Annotated in this window: 18 protein-coding genes and 1 pseudogene; 8 read left to right on the forward strand and 11 right to left on the reverse strand. The window is 34.5% G+C overall.

Going from position 1 to position 16738, the window contains the following annotated elements; translation table 11 throughout:
- Window positions 1–160: 160 nt before the first annotated feature.
- Window positions 161–772: pseudogene (locus AB3K24_RS09345) on the reverse strand (nitroreductase family protein).
- Between the two features lie 98 nt (window positions 773–870).
- Between AB3K24_RS09345 and AB3K24_RS09350 the strand changes: the two are divergent.
- From AB3K24_RS09350 to AB3K24_RS09365, 4 genes are all read left to right on the forward strand, one after another.
- Complete coding sequence (locus tag AB3K24_RS09350) at window positions 871–1182, forward strand: winged helix-turn-helix transcriptional regulator (protein WP_367975314.1); 312 nt, start codon at window positions 871–873, stop codon at window positions 1180–1182.
- Window positions 1183–1594: 412 nt separating this feature from the next.
- Window positions 1595–2599 carry a tryptophan ABC transporter substrate-binding protein gene (gene trpX / locus AB3K24_RS09355; RefSeq protein ID WP_367975316.1) on the forward strand — a complete coding sequence of 335 codons (1005 nt, stop codon included), beginning with the start codon at window positions 1595–1597 and terminating at the stop codon, window positions 2597–2599.
- Window positions 2596–3495 carry an ABC transporter permease gene (locus AB3K24_RS09360; protein ID WP_367975318.1) on the forward strand — a complete coding sequence of 300 codons (900 nt, stop codon included), beginning with the start codon at window positions 2596–2598 and terminating at the stop codon, window positions 3493–3495. Before trpX ends, AB3K24_RS09360 begins: the two co-directional genes overlap by 4 nt.
- A complete protein-coding gene (locus AB3K24_RS09365; protein WP_367975320.1) occupies window positions 3488–4243 on the forward strand; it encodes an ABC transporter ATP-binding protein in 756 nt (251 codons plus the stop codon). Before AB3K24_RS09360 ends, AB3K24_RS09365 begins: the two co-directional genes overlap by 8 nt.
- Before the next feature lie 156 nt (window positions 4244–4399).
- Here the strand turns inward: AB3K24_RS09365 and AB3K24_RS09370 are convergent, their stop codons facing one another.
- From AB3K24_RS09370 to AB3K24_RS09385, 4 genes are all read right to left on the reverse strand, one after another.
- On the reverse strand, window positions 4400–5506 hold the full coding sequence (locus tag AB3K24_RS09370) for an ArsR/SmtB family transcription factor (RefSeq protein ID WP_367975322.1): 1107 nt from the start codon (window positions 5504–5506) through the stop codon (window positions 4400–4402).
- Window positions 5507–5564: 58 nt separating this feature from the next.
- The gene (locus AB3K24_RS09375; protein ID WP_367975324.1) at window positions 5565–6518 is read right to left on the reverse strand and encodes a DMT family transporter; all 954 of its coding nucleotides are present in this window, start codon (window positions 6516–6518) and stop codon (window positions 5565–5567) included.
- A 4-nt stretch (window positions 6519–6522) separates the two neighbouring features.
- Entirely contained in the window at window positions 6523–7002 is a 480-nt protein-coding gene (locus AB3K24_RS09380) for a CinA family protein (protein WP_367975326.1), read from the reverse strand.
- Window positions 7003–7385: 383 nt separating this feature from the next.
- Window positions 7386–8165 (reverse strand): helix-turn-helix domain-containing protein, encoded by a 780-nt coding sequence (locus tag AB3K24_RS09385; RefSeq protein WP_367975328.1) that lies wholly within the window; start codon window positions 8163–8165, stop codon window positions 7386–7388.
- 101 nt (window positions 8166–8266) lie between these two features.
- On the opposite strand from AB3K24_RS09385, the gene AB3K24_RS09390 reads away from it, so the two are divergent.
- The 3 genes from AB3K24_RS09390 to AB3K24_RS09400 are packed head-to-tail and all read left to right on the forward strand — an operon-like array spanning window position 8267 to window position 11355.
- Window positions 8267–8545 (forward strand): hypothetical protein, encoded by a 279-nt coding sequence (locus AB3K24_RS09390; protein ID WP_367975330.1) that lies wholly within the window; start codon window positions 8267–8269, stop codon window positions 8543–8545.
- Between the two features lie 12 nt (window positions 8546–8557).
- Complete coding sequence (locus AB3K24_RS09395; RefSeq protein WP_367975331.1) at window positions 8558–10720, forward strand: hypothetical protein; 2163 nt, start codon at window positions 8558–8560, stop codon at window positions 10718–10720.
- 2 nt (window positions 10721–10722) lie between these two features.
- Window positions 10723–11355, forward strand: coding sequence for a putative bacteriocin export ABC transporter (locus AB3K24_RS09400; RefSeq protein WP_367975332.1), 633 nt, complete (start codon window positions 10723–10725; stop codon window positions 11353–11355).
- A 96-nt stretch (window positions 11356–11451) separates the two neighbouring features.
- Here the strand turns inward: AB3K24_RS09400 and AB3K24_RS09405 are convergent, their stop codons facing one another.
- On the reverse strand, window positions 11452–12489 hold the full coding sequence (locus AB3K24_RS09405; protein WP_367975334.1) for a zinc-binding alcohol dehydrogenase family protein: 1038 nt from the start codon (window positions 12487–12489) through the stop codon (window positions 11452–11454).
- Window positions 12490–12658: 169 nt separating this feature from the next.
- Between AB3K24_RS09405 and AB3K24_RS09410 the strand changes: the two genes are divergently transcribed.
- On the forward strand, window positions 12659–12991 hold the full coding sequence (locus tag AB3K24_RS09410; protein ID WP_367975335.1) for a winged helix-turn-helix transcriptional regulator: 333 nt from the start codon (window positions 12659–12661) through the stop codon (window positions 12989–12991).
- A 180-nt stretch (window positions 12992–13171) separates the two neighbouring features.
- Here the strand turns inward: AB3K24_RS09410 and AB3K24_RS09415 are convergent, their stop codons facing one another.
- The 5 genes from AB3K24_RS09415 to AB3K24_RS09435 all read right to left on the reverse strand — a co-directional run bounded on the left by AB3K24_RS09415 (window position 13172) and on the right by AB3K24_RS09435 (window position 16724).
- Complete coding sequence (locus tag AB3K24_RS09415) at window positions 13172–13273, reverse strand: putative holin-like toxin (RefSeq protein WP_259650403.1); 102 nt, start codon at window positions 13271–13273, stop codon at window positions 13172–13174.
- A 162-nt stretch (window positions 13274–13435) separates the two neighbouring features.
- Window positions 13436–13849 (reverse strand): hypothetical protein, encoded by a 414-nt coding sequence (locus tag AB3K24_RS09420; protein ID WP_367975337.1) that lies wholly within the window; start codon window positions 13847–13849, stop codon window positions 13436–13438.
- A gap of 62 nt (window positions 13850–13911) precedes the next feature.
- Window positions 13912–14568: an ATP-binding cassette domain-containing protein gene (locus AB3K24_RS09425; protein ID WP_367975338.1), complete on the reverse strand. Its 657-nt coding sequence runs from the start codon at window positions 14566–14568 to the stop codon at window positions 13912–13914.
- A gap of 2 nt (window positions 14569–14570) precedes the next feature.
- Window positions 14571–15233: a hypothetical protein gene (locus AB3K24_RS09430; RefSeq protein ID WP_367975340.1), complete on the reverse strand. Its 663-nt coding sequence runs from the start codon at window positions 15231–15233 to the stop codon at window positions 14571–14573.
- Window positions 15234–15926: 693 nt separating this feature from the next.
- Entirely contained in the window at window positions 15927–16724 is a 798-nt protein-coding gene (locus AB3K24_RS09435; RefSeq protein ID WP_367975342.1) for a hypothetical protein, read from the reverse strand.
- Window positions 16725–16738: the final 14 nt, after the last annotated feature.

Consider the following 16738-nt stretch of genomic DNA (forward strand, 5'->3'; position numbering starts at 1 on the left):
AAGAAGTGGCTCCTGTGTCAATTAATCGGTCTACACAGTATTGAAACTTTTCAGCGTAGTGGTCATTACGATGCCGCACAGCTGTTAATTAAAATTAACACTGGCAATATCTTAACAAGCAATTTTATACCCTATCGCATGCTAATTTATTAACTTTTATTCATTCTATGATTGTGGTGAAAGACGTGGCAAGTTCACGTAAATGCTTATGGCCCAAAGTAGTTGCTTTCCCTACTGGTAACAACAAAATTGGTCGCCATTCTCTAGGTAACGCAAGGATCTTCATAACACCTGAAAAATCCACACCTCGCATTGGAACGGAATCATAGCCAAAAGCGCGTAACACATGCATTAAGTTCATACTAAATAGCCCAACATCAAATCTCAGGCCAGCCTCTTCCTTATCTTCTGGGTGCAGTGTAAAATATGTTTTAATTCTTTGTGTCTTTTCCGCAATTTGTGACTCTCATATTAGCCCATATTTTACGCCTCGGCTTATTAGGGTATCAATCTGATATACTTGTGGATCTCCTAGAATTAGAAATACTGCTGAAGCCTGTCCCACCTGTTCTTGATTAAAAGAAAGTTCTTGTAATCTTTTTATTAAATTTTTTTCTTTAATCACGACAATTTTCCACGGCTGTGCATTGTTACTCGACGGTGCATGCGCAGCATGATTTAATATTTCCAAAATTTCAGCATCGCTGATCTTCTGATTGACATCAAAATGGCGAATTGATTTTCTTGCATCTAAGTTTTCTAAAAAATTCATTTCCACTCTCTCTTCTATTAAGTAAGTAAAATAAGTATAATCAATATTATATAGATTAACTAGTAGGCACAATTTTGATACTTAGGAGATATTTGATAATGCAATCAACAGATAGCTGGTCATGTGGCATTTCAAAAATTATGGATACCTTATCTGGTAAATGGCGACTCAACATTATTTGGGTCATATCTAAACACGACAACATTGGTTTTAATCAATTAAAAAATAATTTGCCTGGCATTACAAATATGATGCTTATGCGATCACTTGAAGCGTTGACGTCAGAAGGATATGTGTCAAAAAATTTATTTGGCGATAAACCACCACTTCATTCAGAATATCATTTAACTATAAAATCCCACAAACTATTGCCATTACTGTTAAAGTTGAATGACTTAGAAAGCAGTTAAGACGAAACAAAACAAATACATCATAAGTAAACAAACTGCCCCCACATTATTTTTGCAAACATGTTATTAACTCAGATTTCATGATGATTCATCTATTAATCGTTTTAATTTCAAAAAACCTATTGACAACTCATCAAATTCTTAGTATTCTTAACCTATAAATAACTCGGAGATAACACATGCAAAAAGTAGTAGCACAATTTAACAACGCCTGGTGGCGTCGGTAAAGTCGGCTTTTCGGTAACGGATAAAGCTGATGTTTAAAACATTTGTTTTATCCATACCGACGCATTTTGTGTAGCAATCGGGTCTGTATGGGAATATGCCATGCAGACTTTTCTTTTGACCTTGGAAAGCCTTGTGTGGCCGTCCAAGGTCAATTTTATTTTAGAGGAATTTCGGAGAAAAAATTATGAATAAACGTCTCATATCTACCATTGCAATTATCGTTGCTTTTCTAGCAGTTGCTTTTGTCGTCACTGGCAAACCTGCCCAGCAAACCAAAAACAAGGATTACGTGCCAACAGTTGGCATACTACAGCTCGTCACACACCCTGCACTTGACGAAATTCATCGCGGCATTGTGGCTGGTTTGAAAACACAAGGTTATACGGGTAAAAAAATTAAAATTGATTATCAAAATGCGCAAGCTAATCAGGCCAACCTCAAAACGATGTCTCAAAAATTCACTAATGAGAATGCTGATTTGACACTTGGTATCGCAACACCGGCAGCCTTATCTTTGGCTAAAACAGCTGATGGTAACAGCCCAGTCATTTTAGCCGGCATTACCGATCCAACTGGTTCTGGGTTGGTCAAAACCGCGCAACGGCCGGGTGCAAATGTTACTGGTACATCAGGCGATTCTCCCTTAGAACAGCATCTTAGTGTCATCAAACAAGTGGTACCCAATGCTAAAAAATTAGGCATCATCTACACCACATCTGATCATGGTGGTGAATATAATGCTAAAAAAATGGCACAATTGGCGAAAACAGCTGGCTATGACGTGCATATGTATACGATTTCCACAACGAACGATATGCAACAAGTGGCCGAAACAATGGCCAGTCAGGTGGATGTCGTGTACGCGCCACAAGATAATGGTGTGGCCAGTGCCATGAAGACACTCATTAATATCACTAATAAAGACAATATCCCAGTCATTCCAGCTGTTGATACAATGGTAAAAGATGGCGGTGTGGCAACAATTTCAGTTAGCCAATATGATATTGGTTATCAAGCAGGTATTATGGCGGGGCAAGTGTTAAAAGGTAAAAACACTGCAACTTATCCTGTCAAAACAATTACCAAGGGCGACATGGTGATTAACTTAAAACAAGCTAAATTACTTGGTTTGCGGTTACCAGCAGACATGATAAAGACAGCAGAAACTAAAGGTGAGGTATTCAAATGAGTATAATTGTATCTAGTATTGGACAAGGACTTCTCTGGGCTGTACTTGGGGTAGCCTTGTTCCTCACATTTAGAATTTTAAATTTCCCTGATATGACTGTCGAAGGCTCTTTCCCCTTAGGTGCAGCCACGGCAGTTGCCATGATTTCTCATGGCATTAATCCCTATTTAGCGACACTAGCAGCCTTTGTTATCGGTACCATTGCCGGACTGGCTACTGGTTTGCTCTACACTAAAGGCAAAATTCCAATCCTATTAGCTGGTATTCTTGTCATGACAGCTGCACTCTCGATTAACCTGCGTATTATGGGTTCAGCCAACATTTCACTCTTAAATCAAAAGTCGATCTTCTCATCCCCACTGTTACAACACTTACCAAAAAACTTTGATTCTGTTCTGGTAGGCTTTATCATTATTACGGTCATCACATTGGCACTCATATTTTTCTTACAAACAGAAATTGGTCAATCTTTTATTGCTACTGGTGATAATGCGAACATGGCACAATCCATTGGCATTAAAACAGATCGTATGACAATCATGGGCTTAATGTTATCGAACGGCTTAATTGCTTTCGGTGGTGCGGTGATTGCCCAAAACAACGGCTACGCCGACATCAACATGGGTATTGGCATTATTGTCATTGCTTTAGCATCTATTATTATTGGCGAAGTCGCTTTTGGCGACTTGTCACTTAATGGCCGTCTTGTTGCGGTTATTGTTGGCTCAATTCTATACCGTCTTGTGCTGTTAGCCGTACTCAGTCTTGGCTTTTCGACAAACGATTTGAATTTGATTTCAGCAATTGTGCTGGCTGTCGCTATGATGCTCCCACAATTACGTAAAGCACTGAAGCTCGATACAGTAATCAAGAAAGGTGTGGCTACACATGACTGACCCTGTTTTCTCACTTAAAGATATTATTGTCACTGTTGGTGACAACGTACAAATCTTAAAATCACTTAATCTCGATATTTATGAGGGCGATTTTATCACTGTTCTTGGTACAAATGGTGCTGGTAAATCAACTTTGTTTAATACGATTGCTGGTAATTTAGCCATTGATTCTGGGCAATTGCTACATCACGGTCACAATATTGCGCATGAATCTGCTGTGACGCGTACAAATTATATCGCGCGTGTGTTCCAAGATCCAAAAATGGGTACCGCACCACGTATGACCGTTGCTGAAAACCTGTTGCTTGCTGAAAAACGTGGTCAAAAACGCACATTACGCAGCCGTGGTTTGACTAAAGAAAAACTCAGCGAATATGCTAAAATCACGCAAGTGATGGGCAATAATTTAGATACACGTCTGAATACAGCCACTGGTAATTTGTCCGGTGGTCAACGTCAAGCACTTAGTTTTCTCATGGCAACCCGCGTAAAACCTGAACTGCTACTGTTAGATGAACATACAGCAGCGTTAGACCCAAAAACTTCTGAACAACTGATGTTAGCCACTAATCAGCAAGTCACTGAGAACCAATTAACTGCACTGATGATTACACATAATTTAGCAGACGCATTAAAATACGGTAATCGCCTCATTATTCTCAATGCCGGTGACATTGTGCTTGATGTGCGTGGTGACGACAAAGCAGCCTTAGATGAAACACAAATTCTAAAGTATTTTATCGCCTAATCGATCAATAAAGCAGGGGTTATGTTTCACGTGAAACATAACCCCTGCTTTATTTTAAATAGGCATCGTACTTGATTGAATTATATGATTGTATTAATATAGCATATAGTTTTGATTTCATAGCGAAAACAACAGACGTGATAGTGTAAAGGCTTACTATTCTAAATAATAATTTGGTAAATTATCAAAGAAACTCGGTATAAGATTTGTAATAACTGGTGTGATTTTGTACAACACATATTTCCCTACACGTCTATGTGAAACTAAATCCGTTGCCTTCAATAGTGATAAATGATGTGCGACATTAGATTCACTCAAGCTCAATAATTGCGCCAAGCCTTGTGTTGTATTTTCAGTTTGTTTCAAAAAATTAAGAATTTGGATTCGTGTTGTATCACCAACAGCACTTAAAATCAGCTGCATTTTTTCAGGTGTGAAATTATTTGTAATTGGTAAATTGACAGCATATGTAATCCCTGTTCCGCCTTCAACAGCTGACACAAATAAATGTGGCCAAACAAAATAGCTCGGTAAAAAATATATTTTGTCTTTGACACTCAACTGTATATTTTTTCTTAAGGGTTCATATAACATTAATTTTTTTCCAGCCCAATAAATCTTGTCGTTCTTTAATGCAATAATAGTTGCACTAACGCCTTGTGTTAAAATATTTTGTGATTGCTTCACGATTTCTTCAGTTAAAATATTCTTTATATGTGATTCTTCCCAAATATCGTTAAAAATTAATTCATTGTACTTTCGTAGAAACGAAATAAATCGATCGCTAAATTCTTTGGGACTTTTCAAAAAAATATCTTGAATTTTTTCAAATTCACGTGAATTATAGTTAATTAATTCTAACTTTTTTTCCTGAACTTTTAAAAATTCTGAACGTTTAATTTTTTCTACCACTAAAAAATAATCAATTATCTCTTCTTTTTTAATATTATATAATCGATTTTGTAATAATTTAAATTCAGTATTCATACTTATTGTTTTATTCGTTAATATTGGCAGCATAAAACTAGGTATTGTGTAATCGAAAATAGGCCCAAAAAAGTCAAAATCATTTTGTAAAATATTTTTTATTATTACTTGCGCTCTTAATTCCCAAGAAATCATCGTTTCATGATTTCTTGGTGTTCTCAATACATGGAGACTACTAAACAATTCATTCATCGGTGAAAAAGTAAACTGAATTGTTTGCTTCAATTGCCGACTATTTTTTATAATCGTCGCGGGAAACTCAATTTCAATTGTCAAAACCAATCCCCCCTCTATACTTCAAAACTTCGTTAACAAATACCATTATAGCAATTTTTTATTTTTGTATCGTTGTATTGACATTTATTGGCTTAAGTAATGTACGTCGAAGCATAACATTATTTAAAATAATTGATCCAATTGTTAAGAGTGCCCCAATCAGTTCAATCAGCGATAAGTTATATCCTTGTAGTATCTCAATCATAAACGTTACTATTGGTACTAAGTTCATAAAAAGTGATCCGTTTTGTGGTGTTAAAATCTTATTCCCAACATTCCACATTAATACACCCAAGACCCCAGCAATCAGACTCATATACAAAATCTGCCATTTAATGTCTACCAATATTGTCATTGTTGGCATTTTAATAAAATGAGTTTGTGTCATAATAACAACTAATATAATTGACGCAACATCTCCAAATAAACAACTTAATGTTGTATATTTAATTGATGACCACGCTTTAAATCTTGAACCACCAATTGTGTACAGAACCCATGCAATCACACTAATAACCATTAACGAAATAGGAAATACAAGTCTCGCATCCTTAACAATAACATCTAAACTCCCTTTTGTAATAACTAGCACAACACCAAGAAGTGATGTTCCTACAAAAACAAGCGTCATCTTGCTTGGCCTCTTTTTATCTATCAACCATACCATTAAAACAGATACCATTGGAATGAGTGCCATCAGTAAAGACGCCAATATTGTACCACTAGTTCCAGCCATTTTTTGCCCTGCAAAAACTAAAAAATTATAAACACAAAAGGCCAATGTTCCCATAACACTTACTGATAAAATTTGCTTTTTTTCAATTTTAAATCCATTTTTTCCTTCAGTTAAAAATAAAATAATTGATAAAACAATTGCAACAATTGAATATCTAATCAATGTAAAGTAATATGGATCTATTTCTTTCAACGCACTGCCTGCTACTGGCCATTGTGTCCCAAAAGCAACTCCGGCAATTGTACATGCTATAACACCTTTAATCATTTTATTCATAATATTAATCCTCAATTTTCAATAATTTTGCCAACTCTTTAAAAGCAACATCTACGCAATATTGCCTAAAATCATTTCTACCTAAACTTGCATCATTGACTAAATATGTCTTCATCTTACCTTTGATGTTTATGCCAATCCATGCTGTTCCTACTGAGTTCCCATTAACGGCTCTTGGACCAGCAGCACCTGTAAACCCAATGCCAATATCACTCTGCATAACACGCATACAACCGGTTGCCATTTCGGCAGCAACCTCACTACTAACAACACCGTATTTATTTATTAAATCAGATGAAACACCTACCAACTTGATCTTTGACCACTTTGAATAAAGTACTAATCCACCTTCAAAAACTTTTGAGGCACCTGGATACTGAACAATTGTTGATTGAAATAATCCACCTGTTAAGCTTTCAGCAGCGCTAATCGTTAATTCATTAACACGCAAATATTCAATTACTGCTCTTTTACGATCTGTCATATTTAATCTTCCAATCTATCAATTAGTTTTTTATTTCATTTTAGCGCACGCTAAAGATTTTAATATAGGTTAACAGTTCGCTTTAATTACGCTCGTCTGACATGGATCAACTTATACAATATGCTAGCCATTACTTCAATTTTCATTTTTTGTTTGCCCTCCCCTGTTGCAATCTAGAATATACCTTCTAATTATCAAGTGCAATCAATTCCATATATATAGAATCGATTGACCAATAATGACTTATATGCATGATTAAAATTTAGTCGTATCAATACTAGAATTCAATCCAAATTAAAAAGCCAAAAACCGATACAATAACGGTTTTTGGCTTTAAAATACACACTTGGGAACAGAACCTACAATTTGCTAATACATATGATTCAATTACTATCAAACGCAACAATATCCCTCATAGATAGCTTTGTGAGCGATAAAAATTTAGGACTGAACGTTTCAATTTTTTCGGGAATTGGCTGAACTAGCCATGCAGAAATAACTGCAATTGTCATTTTAACAACTAGATCCTTCGCAAATGATTGTGACACAGGTAAAATAACATTAGCGTAGTTATTCATATAATCTTCTGCCCAATCATGATACTCTTTTTCTAAAAATGAAAGCCACCGACCATTAGCATAATTACCACTATAAAGAATTTTCAATTCATCACTACGTTCATAAAGCACTGGCAACACTGCATACGCTAAAATTTTAAAAGGATCAATGTGATCACTATGTGCAATAGCAAGTTTAACTTCTTCATCAATGCCTATCATAATGTAATCTAAAATTTCATATTTAGAATTATAACATTGTGACTGATCATTAAGTGCCATTCCAGCGCTTTGCCAAATGAGTTGTAATGTCAGCTCATCCAAATTATGAGTCGTTAGCAATGACAGAAATGTTCGCGCAATAACATCCTTTTGTGCTGTTTTAATAAAAGCAACATGTTCAATTTCGGCCACTATATCTGCTAAAGCAACGTTGAATTCATCTGAAAGCGACATCAATGTTTCCAACGACGGTATCGCAGTCCCTTTTTCCCATTTTGAAACAGTTTGATGAGAAATATATAACCGTTCTGCAAATGCTCTCTGTGACAATTGACGTACTTTTCGAAAATTAAAAATATAGTTCCCGAATCCAGAAAACCCCATTTTCCAGCCCCCTTAAAATTAAATTTGGCACTTATTATGTGCCAATTAGTTTATGTATTAATGATATAGTTAAGCTTATCAAATGAAAGAGGGAAACACAAATGAAAAAAGGAATCATTCTAACAACAATGTTGTTAGGCGGATTAGCTGTCGCTTCATCAGTAAGTGCTGCAACCGTCACCAATCCAAACAACGGTCATTCTGGATCATGGAATTACGGACACGATTGGCGGATCGTTTATACTTATTCAGAGACAGGATCAACATACTACTATCATTCAGCTTCTGTAGATAGCACTCAGTCTGGTTCACAAAGACCTGGTGTCAGAGCACACGCTGAAAAAATAGGCGGTTCAGGTTACTACTGGTGGATTTCATAAAGGAATTTCACTATGAAAATAGCTAAATATTTTGGCATTATTGTCGCAAGTTTGACACTCGTCATTGCGGCTATTTTGTTTATACAATTTAATGATTCTGAAAAATGGTCCAGCAATGCACATCAACCGACCGTTGCTAACCAAATCATCAATATCAATTCAAGTGATACACCACAAGAGCAACAAAATATTTTAACAGCTTTTCAAACTATCGCTGATAAGTATCAACTAGGTGTTATCCGTATTGACGATCAAGTAAGCCAATCCGCTAGTTACGCAATAGGCGTTTATGACCCCAAAAATAAAATCAAATTTACTAACCTATCCGGTCATTTAGAAAATTCTGGTATCAATACGATGACCAGTTCAAAAATCTGGTCGACACAACAATTAGACCGTAAACACCAACGGCTATTTAATTTATTAAATGGTAGTACAGTTCAAATTACAGCTTTACAAGCTATGCGTAATCATACCCAAACGATTAACGGTCAATACCAACTGTTTGGCAGTAATACGGTTAATTATACGCAAGTATTGACTAATTTTTCTCAAGCATCAGATATCTCATTAAAAAACTTAACCACACAACATGCCTTTAAGCGGCACAGTATCTCAATGTATTTTAATTTAATTCTGTTGCTATCTGTTTTAATGGGTCTTCTCATTATTGTCAGTGGTCTATTCACTGTATATCATAATGGTAAACTTATTGGTGTCCAAAAATTGCTCGGTTACTCGAATTTAGCTATTATCAAATCAGATGCGCAAAATGCTTTATTGGTTATTATCTTGTCACTCTTTGCAGAAATTAGCTTGATTAATTTCTTTTTCAAAAATATTAATACATCAGTCTATCCCATACTGATTGGCTCACAAATACCGCTTATTCTAACAGTTGTTATGAGTTTTCTGATACAATATACGTTAATTAATAAACAAAAATTATCTGATTTTATTAAAGGTAATCTTAAAGCAAAATTCATGTTAGTTGTCGTCGGCTTTATATTTGTTATTGCGACGGCCTGCTCAGCTTATACCTTAAAAGTCATTGATTATCAAGCAACACAGCTCTATTTGAACGCTAGAAAAATGACTAACTGGTCACAACGACAAAATTTTCAGGTCCTATCAGAACTCAGTACCGGTAATGATGCTGCCAGCTTTACTTATCAATCTTCAAAATTAGGTCATGATTTTAAAAGTTTTTATAGCAAACTAGCTGATACACCAGGTGTTTATTGGGCAAATTCGATGTGGTTTGAAAACAATCACCAACAACAAGCCGCTCTGTACCAGTACTGGCACCTGCCAAATATCAATACATTTTCCTTACTACAGTTTTCCCCATCAGCGCTTGAAAAGTATCATCTCACTGATGGTAACAATAAACCAATAACTATTGAAAATTCCGATCATAATCGCTATTATTTACTTCCCGAAAAATTCAAAAGTCAGCCCACCTATACAACATTTTTTAATAAATACCCTGTGTTAGCCAGCTCGATTGAACCTACTGATTCAAAAGCAGTGACTCAGTTTTTAGCAGCACATCCGGTTAAAATTCTATACTATCACGAACCGAAATCTTTTAATTCATGGAGTACGGCTGACAATAGGCAACTTACCTCTCCTGTTATTGAAGTCATCACAAGTGAAAACATGACTTCAATTGATGCCAGTAATTTGAATGTTATTGGCGTGGATAATCCGCTGCGATTGACTAATAAAGTTACCAAATCAACACCATTCAAAGAAGCACTGAAATCTTCCGATTTAGAAGATAATCATCTCGTGTTTAGCAGTATTAAAGATACGCTATCAGCGAATCAGTCGCTTTTTTATAAAGCCTTATTCGCGGGTGCTTTGTTTCTTGTTATTCTGCTCGTAGTTATTTGGTACACAATTATAGTCCTGAATGAAATTTGGCAAGCTGTTCATCATAAGACACTTATGGTCAAGCGATTCCTAGGCTATAAAAAATGGCATAAATATCGTGGCTTTTATTTACTAATTGGCAGTGTTAACTTACCAATTATCATTTTGGGTAGCGTTCTGAAATCTAATTTTATGATTTTAGGTTTCATAATCATTTCACTGCTCGAACTAATCATTATGAATCATAGTATTAATCAAGTTGAACAACGCAAAATTAACGACACAATGAAAGAATAACGATGGCCATACAACTCTCAAACATTAAAAAAACTTACAATAGTCGTCTCATTATCGACGACTTTAATTTAACAGTGAATGATGGCGATTTCGTTGGTATCATTGGTAAATCCGGATCTGGTAAATCAACGATTTTAAACATACTTGGTTTATTTGAAACATTTAATTCGGGTCAGTATTTAATCGATGGTCAACCAGCGCCAAAAATTAACTCGAACAGTAGTAATCGATTAATCAGACACCACATCAATTATCTATTCCAAAACTTTGCCCTCGTTGATGAACTTTCTGTCTACAAAAACCTCGAGATGGCATTAAAATATACAAAATTATCAAAGTTGGATAAACAACAACAAATCACAGACGCCATGAATCAAGTCGACTTGATTGACCGTGAAAAAGACATTGTCGCAACCTTATCAGGTGGTGAGCAGCAACGCGTTGCCATTGCACGCGCTATTATCAAACCGGGGAATCTCATTTTAGCCGATGAACCAACTGCCTCTTTGGACGAAACTAATCGCGACTTAGTTTTCCAATTGCTAAAGCAATTGAACTCAGCAGGTAAAACCATTATTATGGTAACACATGATTTAACATTAGCTGATCGTATACCAGTAGTTGTGCAGCTATAAAAAACAGTATAGCGTGCACGCCAAAAATGCTATGTATCCTGAAAGTAACTTTCGGGATACATAGCATTTTTTATTTTCTAAATTTAATCATGCTTATCACTTACTATCCCAACTAACCACGGTTACCTTGCCAATCATATGCCCTGATTCTACATCAGCGTGTGCTTGTTTCATATTTTCAGCATTAATTGGCTGGTAAGTTTTTGTTACAATGGGTTGTAGTTTTTCTTCCTCATACAACTTTGCCAAGTGGCCTAAAATGTCATGCTGACTAATCATATCTTCAGTCTGATAGTATGATTTGCTGTACATCCATTCCCAACTAAAAGTCACCCGCTTTTTGGTCAATTTTTGAAGATCAATTAATCTGTGGTTTTCTGTCGTAGCAACAACCTGCCCATCTGGCTTGATTAATTCAGCAATTTCAAACCAGTGTGCATCTAAATTGTTCAGATTTAAAATGTAGTCAACATATTGATGACCAGTTTTGTGAACTTGTGTGATTAAGTCTTCATGATGATCGACAACATCACTTGCACCTAACTTTTTAACCCATGCCACTGATTCTGGTTTTGAAGCAGTGGCTATGACAGTTAACCCAGCTAATTTTGCAAGTTGAATAGCTATAGAACCCACACCACCAGAACCATTAATAATTAAAATGGTCTTTTTAGTATTATTCCCAGACCAATTAATATTGAGCTTTTCAAATAGTGATTCATAAGCAGTTAACCCTACTAACGGTATCGCTGCTGCCTGTGAATCTTCTAAATTATGAGGTGCTAAACTAACAATTCTTTCATCCACCAATTGCTGTTGTGCGTTACTACCTGACCGTGTAAAATCCCCTGCGTACCATACGCGATCACCGATATTAAAAAGTGATACGTTATCACCTTTTGCAATAACTGTCCCGACAGCATCCCAACCAATAATTTTTGGTTTGACTAATTTATTTTTTCGGCCACCTTTACGAACAAATGTATCAACAGGATTAACTGAAACACCATCAACTTTAACGAGAATATCATGCCCGCTGGTATCTGGTGTATCAATTGACACATCCTCAAAGCTATCGCTATCCATAATAGGTAAGTGGCGATAAAATCCAACTGCCTTTACTTGTTTTGTCATTTTCTTGCCTCCCGACAAAACTAATGATAACCCTTTTAAAAAAATTGTTAAGACGTGAATTTAATGACACTAAGTGCCTGAATATAGACTAGGTGCCTTTTAATTCACCTGATTTTTCTACCTGATACATGCTATGATAAAGTCAGTAAAAATTAAAGGTGATCTGAAAATGAAAGAAATTTATGATTGTGACTTAGGCTGCCCCGTTCAGAACACACTGCAATTCATATCTGGAAAATGGAAAAGTGTCATACTTTATCATATTTTTAAAAATGATGTTTTGAGATTCTCAGAATTACAAGCAAAGCTACCTTACGTTTCGAAAAGAATGCTTGCAAAGCAGTTATCAGAATTGGAAGCAGATGGTATTTTAGATAAACAAATTTATCCCGTCATTCCGGTTAAAACCGAGTATCGGGTTACTAAATTAGGCAGTAGCCTCTATCCTGTTATTGAAGCGATGGAAATATGGGGAACCAACTACACCCAAATAGTTAAGTAAGCATTTTTGATCAACACAGTTAATGTCATTTTTTAAGCGTTCAAATCAATTTATTGATATTTATTCTAGGTCTGGTATAATTAAGGCATAAGAAAAAGCACCTACTTGTAATAGGTGCCCACAACGTTACTATATCAAATTGTTGTTAAAAAATAACCTCAACCGGTCAAAGTTAAGTGGTTATTTTTTTGTGCTGTTAATTATCAATATTATAAGGCTTAGCAAAGCAATGATAAACATACCAAAACTGAACATAAGTCCTATAGCTGACTCAATAGACACAAGGGCTTTTCCTTTCCTAGAATCTGATACAACGGTTTTAACACCATACGCACCACCGCCATTTCCGGATAGCCACCACTTAACTTATAACGCTGTGTTACTAGTATATCATATATACTTTTTGGCTTTAAAATTATAAATTATTGCACGTACTAATACGTATTAATTGATCTGAGTTAAATAGAATTTTTCGTGACTATGTCTAACAAAAACAAGATAATATTTAGTTGCCTTGTTCAAAATCGGTGTTGTCATTTCGATTTTGTTACGACCTAAAGTCAATTTTTTACTGTCTTCCTTACCATTAATTTTAAATTTCAGAAAGCTATTTGGCGCATATGGTTGCCCGCTTTTTTCAGAATATAATCGAAAAGACTCAACCGGGAACGTCATATTGGGATTTGTGACATTGACTGTTAAATTTGCCATATATAAATCAGCATTTTCATCAACACCATGCTTGATTATTTTCTGTTGATTCTGTAATAAAATAATGTTTTTATTTAACACAAAATCAGATTTTTCTAGATTAACACTGGTTTGATTAACGCCAAATCCAATATATTTCTTTTGCATTTGCGACCTAACTATAAGCAATGGCACTAATAAACAAATGATAACTATTAATACATACTTCTTCATAGTATTTGTTCACCGACAATAGTGCCTTCATTAAACTTAAAAATATGATCAGAAACTCGATTCAAAAAAGTTTTATCATGGCTAGATATCAAAATCGTCTTACCCTTTAACTTTAAATCGTTAATCAGCGCAACAAGAAATTCTTGTCCCGCATCATCTAACGCGTTGGTTGGTTCATCAAATATTAAAATATCATTATCATTTAAAAGCGCAACCGCTATTAATAATCTTTGCTTCATACCAAGTGAATAGTTCTTAATTTTATCTTTATTGTTATGGTCCAAACCAACATATGACAATAATTGTTGCATACTCATATCAGCTGTCTCTGCATTATTATTCAACATATTGAGCAAAACTAGATTTTCTGTCGCTGTTTTATCTCCTAATACACCATAATCTTGCATTGAAAAACCAATATTTTCAGCAAACATCGTATCTTTTCTTATTCGTTTGCCTGCCACGATCACTTCACCATTGGATGGTTTGATAAACCCTAATATTGTTTTAAATGTCAGCGTTTTTCCTGCACCATTGGGACCACTAAACCCATAGACCTTATTCTCATAAACCTTTAAATTTATGTTATGAAGCACATTTTTCCCTCTAAATTTTTTATTAACACTGCGTAGTTCAACAACAATTTGTGCCATTTTTATTTCCTTATCTGTGTAAATTCTATCAATCGAATGCAACTAAACAATATGATCACGATTAAAATTAAAATAATTGTGTTAAGCAAGTTAACCATTAAATTTGAATCAAACCGGCTAAGCATAAATTGAGATAGTATTGGCAAATTATTATTCGCAATTGTCATCATTGTTAACAGTATAGCTATAAAATATACAATAGCTGGTGGTAAAAACAAGCTGATTAATGAGAAAATAAATATGCCCAAACTGACATTTAAAAACAAGATCAAACTAAACCAATAATAATGATTACTCCCAGGTATTAGAATCCATAATAGCCAAAACATAAACAACATTTCAGATATGATTTGAAATATACTGAAAACATACATGCCCAATCCCACACGATTCAACAAGGGATATTCTATCTTCACTAATTGATTGAAACTGTCGCCAACAACAATAATCGGCAATAATATCATGAAAAACCATTGAATTGGCATGACGAAATCATTTGGTGCTTGTACGACACCATAAAAAATGCCATAAAATTGTTGCTGATACCTTCCTTGTAACAAAAGCATCACATAAACAAGCGTGACAATTATAAACTTGAGGCGTATTTGCTCCCAATACAAAATACGGTTTCTTTTTAATAATAAATGATAATGCGGTCGTTTCATAAATTTATACCAACTTTTGCAACCAATTTATTTGAATGATAGATACAGTATAAATATACTGAAAAAATAAGAAAATTGAAGATTAGTAAGCTATTATAACTTTGGGGATCTATCCACAAACCACGAGAAAAAAATAACGTGACATGCAGATTTGTGAATAGAAAATTTTCAAAGAAAAGTAATATGAATCCGAACGTTAGCCCAATTAATTTACTGAATAGAACAGTTATAACATTTAACAATAATACTAAAGTGAATATACTCAGAAAATATAATACTAAAAGTATCAAACTGAAAATAATTGTGCTCTGCTTGATAACATAGTCATGATCTTGAATAAGCACATAAAAAATAAGCAAGGCTGTCATTGATCCCAATAAAAAAAATAAAGCAATTTTAAAAGAATAGTGCCATATAAATTTTCCCAAAGCCTTATTATTAACTAAAATATAAATCTCATGTGCAGTAGGTTTAATGAACATGATTAAAGCCATCACAATTATTATAGGAATACCATAATGCACTTGATTTCTAGGATTCTGAATCGCAGTAAAAAAAAGTTCGAATAAATTATGTTCAGATTTCAAATGATTAGCTGCACTCAAGATACCAAAAAGACATAAAACAGTCCATGTCATAAAAATTAACAGCTCTTTTATTCGTTGTGTGCTCGTTTTTTTTCTAGCAAGAAATTTATTGATTAACATGACGTCTGACTCCAAATATAATTGCTATACAGATAAATAACATTGTAATCACATAGCTAGAAATAACTCGCAGAAAGTTTGGTAAGTAAACAGGACTGGAGGCTATGGAAATTAGGTTTGGCGCATAAAATATATCGGGTAAAATTCCTGATATGACAGATAATACTGATATCAATAGAAAACTAGCTGTGACACTTAAGAACTTTTTTCCTGTAAAACATGCAATCATAGTCGAAAATAAAGCATACATACCGCCAAAAAATGACGGCAGTAAAATATAAAAAATTATAAATAGCAATGGCTTGGTGTAATATGTATTAGCAAAAAAAGTTGTTGCATTTAATACGGTTAAATTTTCGTTAACAACTAAATTCGGCAATAAATATGGTAGAAAAAACCATAAAATAACAAAATCTATTAACAGTGGGATAAAGACAGTTATAAAGCCACTCAAAAATGAAATGATTTCAATGCTTAATATGTATTTTTTTAACGGTTTTTTTTGAACAACATGCCAAACAAAACCAGATTCAATATCATCACTATATATTTGACTACCTGATAAACAACACAAAAGTGGTAAACTCAAAAATAAAAGTAATGTTATTGGTCCAGAATCAATTGAAATCCATTTTGTAAATGGTGTCAATAAAAAAGGTGATTGATCTAAAAATGACCAAATGTTTAAAATTGTTGAACCAGCGTGAAAAATACTTATAACTATAGCTATAAATATGCCTATAAAATATTGTTTTAATTTGAATCGATGCACCCAAAAATTCATTTTACTTCCCCATG

The sequence above is a fragment of the Leuconostoc aquikimchii genome, from assembly GCF_040838325.1.
GTDB lineage: Bacteria > Bacillota > Bacilli > Lactobacillales > Lactobacillaceae > Leuconostoc > Leuconostoc aquikimchii.

Bases quoted from the DNA above. Each gene is read 5' to 3' on its own strand.
- AB3K24_RS09350 (WP_367975314.1), top strand. From the start codon at position 871: ATGCAATCAACAGATAGCTGGTCATGTGGCATTTCAAAAATTATGGAT.
- trpX (WP_367975316.1), top strand. From the start codon at position 1,595: ATGAATAAACGTCTCATATCTACCATTGCAATTATCGTTGCTTTTCTA.
- AB3K24_RS09360 (WP_367975318.1), top strand. From the start codon at position 2,596: ATGAGTATAATTGTATCTAGTATTGGACAAGGACTTCTCTGGGCTGTA.
- AB3K24_RS09365 (WP_367975320.1), top strand. From the start codon at position 3,488: ATGACTGACCCTGTTTTCTCACTTAAAGATATTATTGTCACTGTTGGT.
- AB3K24_RS09375 (WP_367975324.1), bottom strand. From the start codon at position 6,518: ATGAATAAAATGATTAAAGGTGTTATAGCATGTACAATTGCCGGAGTT.
- AB3K24_RS09380 (WP_367975326.1), bottom strand. From the start codon at position 7,002: ATGACAGATCGTAAAAGAGCAGTAATTGAATATTTGCGTGTTAATGAA.
- AB3K24_RS09385 (WP_367975328.1), bottom strand. From the start codon at position 8,165: ATGGGGTTTTCTGGATTCGGGAACTATATTTTTAATTTTCGAAAAGTA.
- AB3K24_RS09390 (WP_367975330.1), top strand. From the start codon at position 8,267: ATGAAAAAAGGAATCATTCTAACAACAATGTTGTTAGGCGGATTAGCT.
- AB3K24_RS09395 (WP_367975331.1), top strand. From the start codon at position 8,558: ATGAAAATAGCTAAATATTTTGGCATTATTGTCGCAAGTTTGACACTC.
- AB3K24_RS09400 (WP_367975332.1), top strand. From the start codon at position 10,723: ATGGCCATACAACTCTCAAACATTAAAAAAACTTACAATAGTCGTCTC.
- AB3K24_RS09405 (WP_367975334.1), bottom strand. From the start codon at position 12,489: ATGACAAAACAAGTAAAGGCAGTTGGATTTTATCGCCACTTACCTATT.
- AB3K24_RS09410 (WP_367975335.1), top strand. From the start codon at position 12,659: ATGAAAGAAATTTATGATTGTGACTTAGGCTGCCCCGTTCAGAACACA.
- AB3K24_RS09420 (WP_367975337.1), bottom strand. From the start codon at position 13,849: ATGCAAAAGAAATATATTGGATTTGGCGTTAATCAAACCAGTGTTAAT.
- AB3K24_RS09425 (WP_367975338.1), bottom strand. From the start codon at position 14,568: ATGGCACAAATTGTTGTTGAACTACGCAGTGTTAATAAAAAATTTAGA.
- AB3K24_RS09430 (WP_367975340.1), bottom strand. From the start codon at position 15,233: ATGAAACGACCGCATTATCATTTATTATTAAAAAGAAACCGTATTTTG.
- AB3K24_RS09435 (WP_367975342.1), bottom strand. From the start codon at position 16,724: ATGAATTTTTGGGTGCATCGATTCAAATTAAAACAATATTTTATAGGC.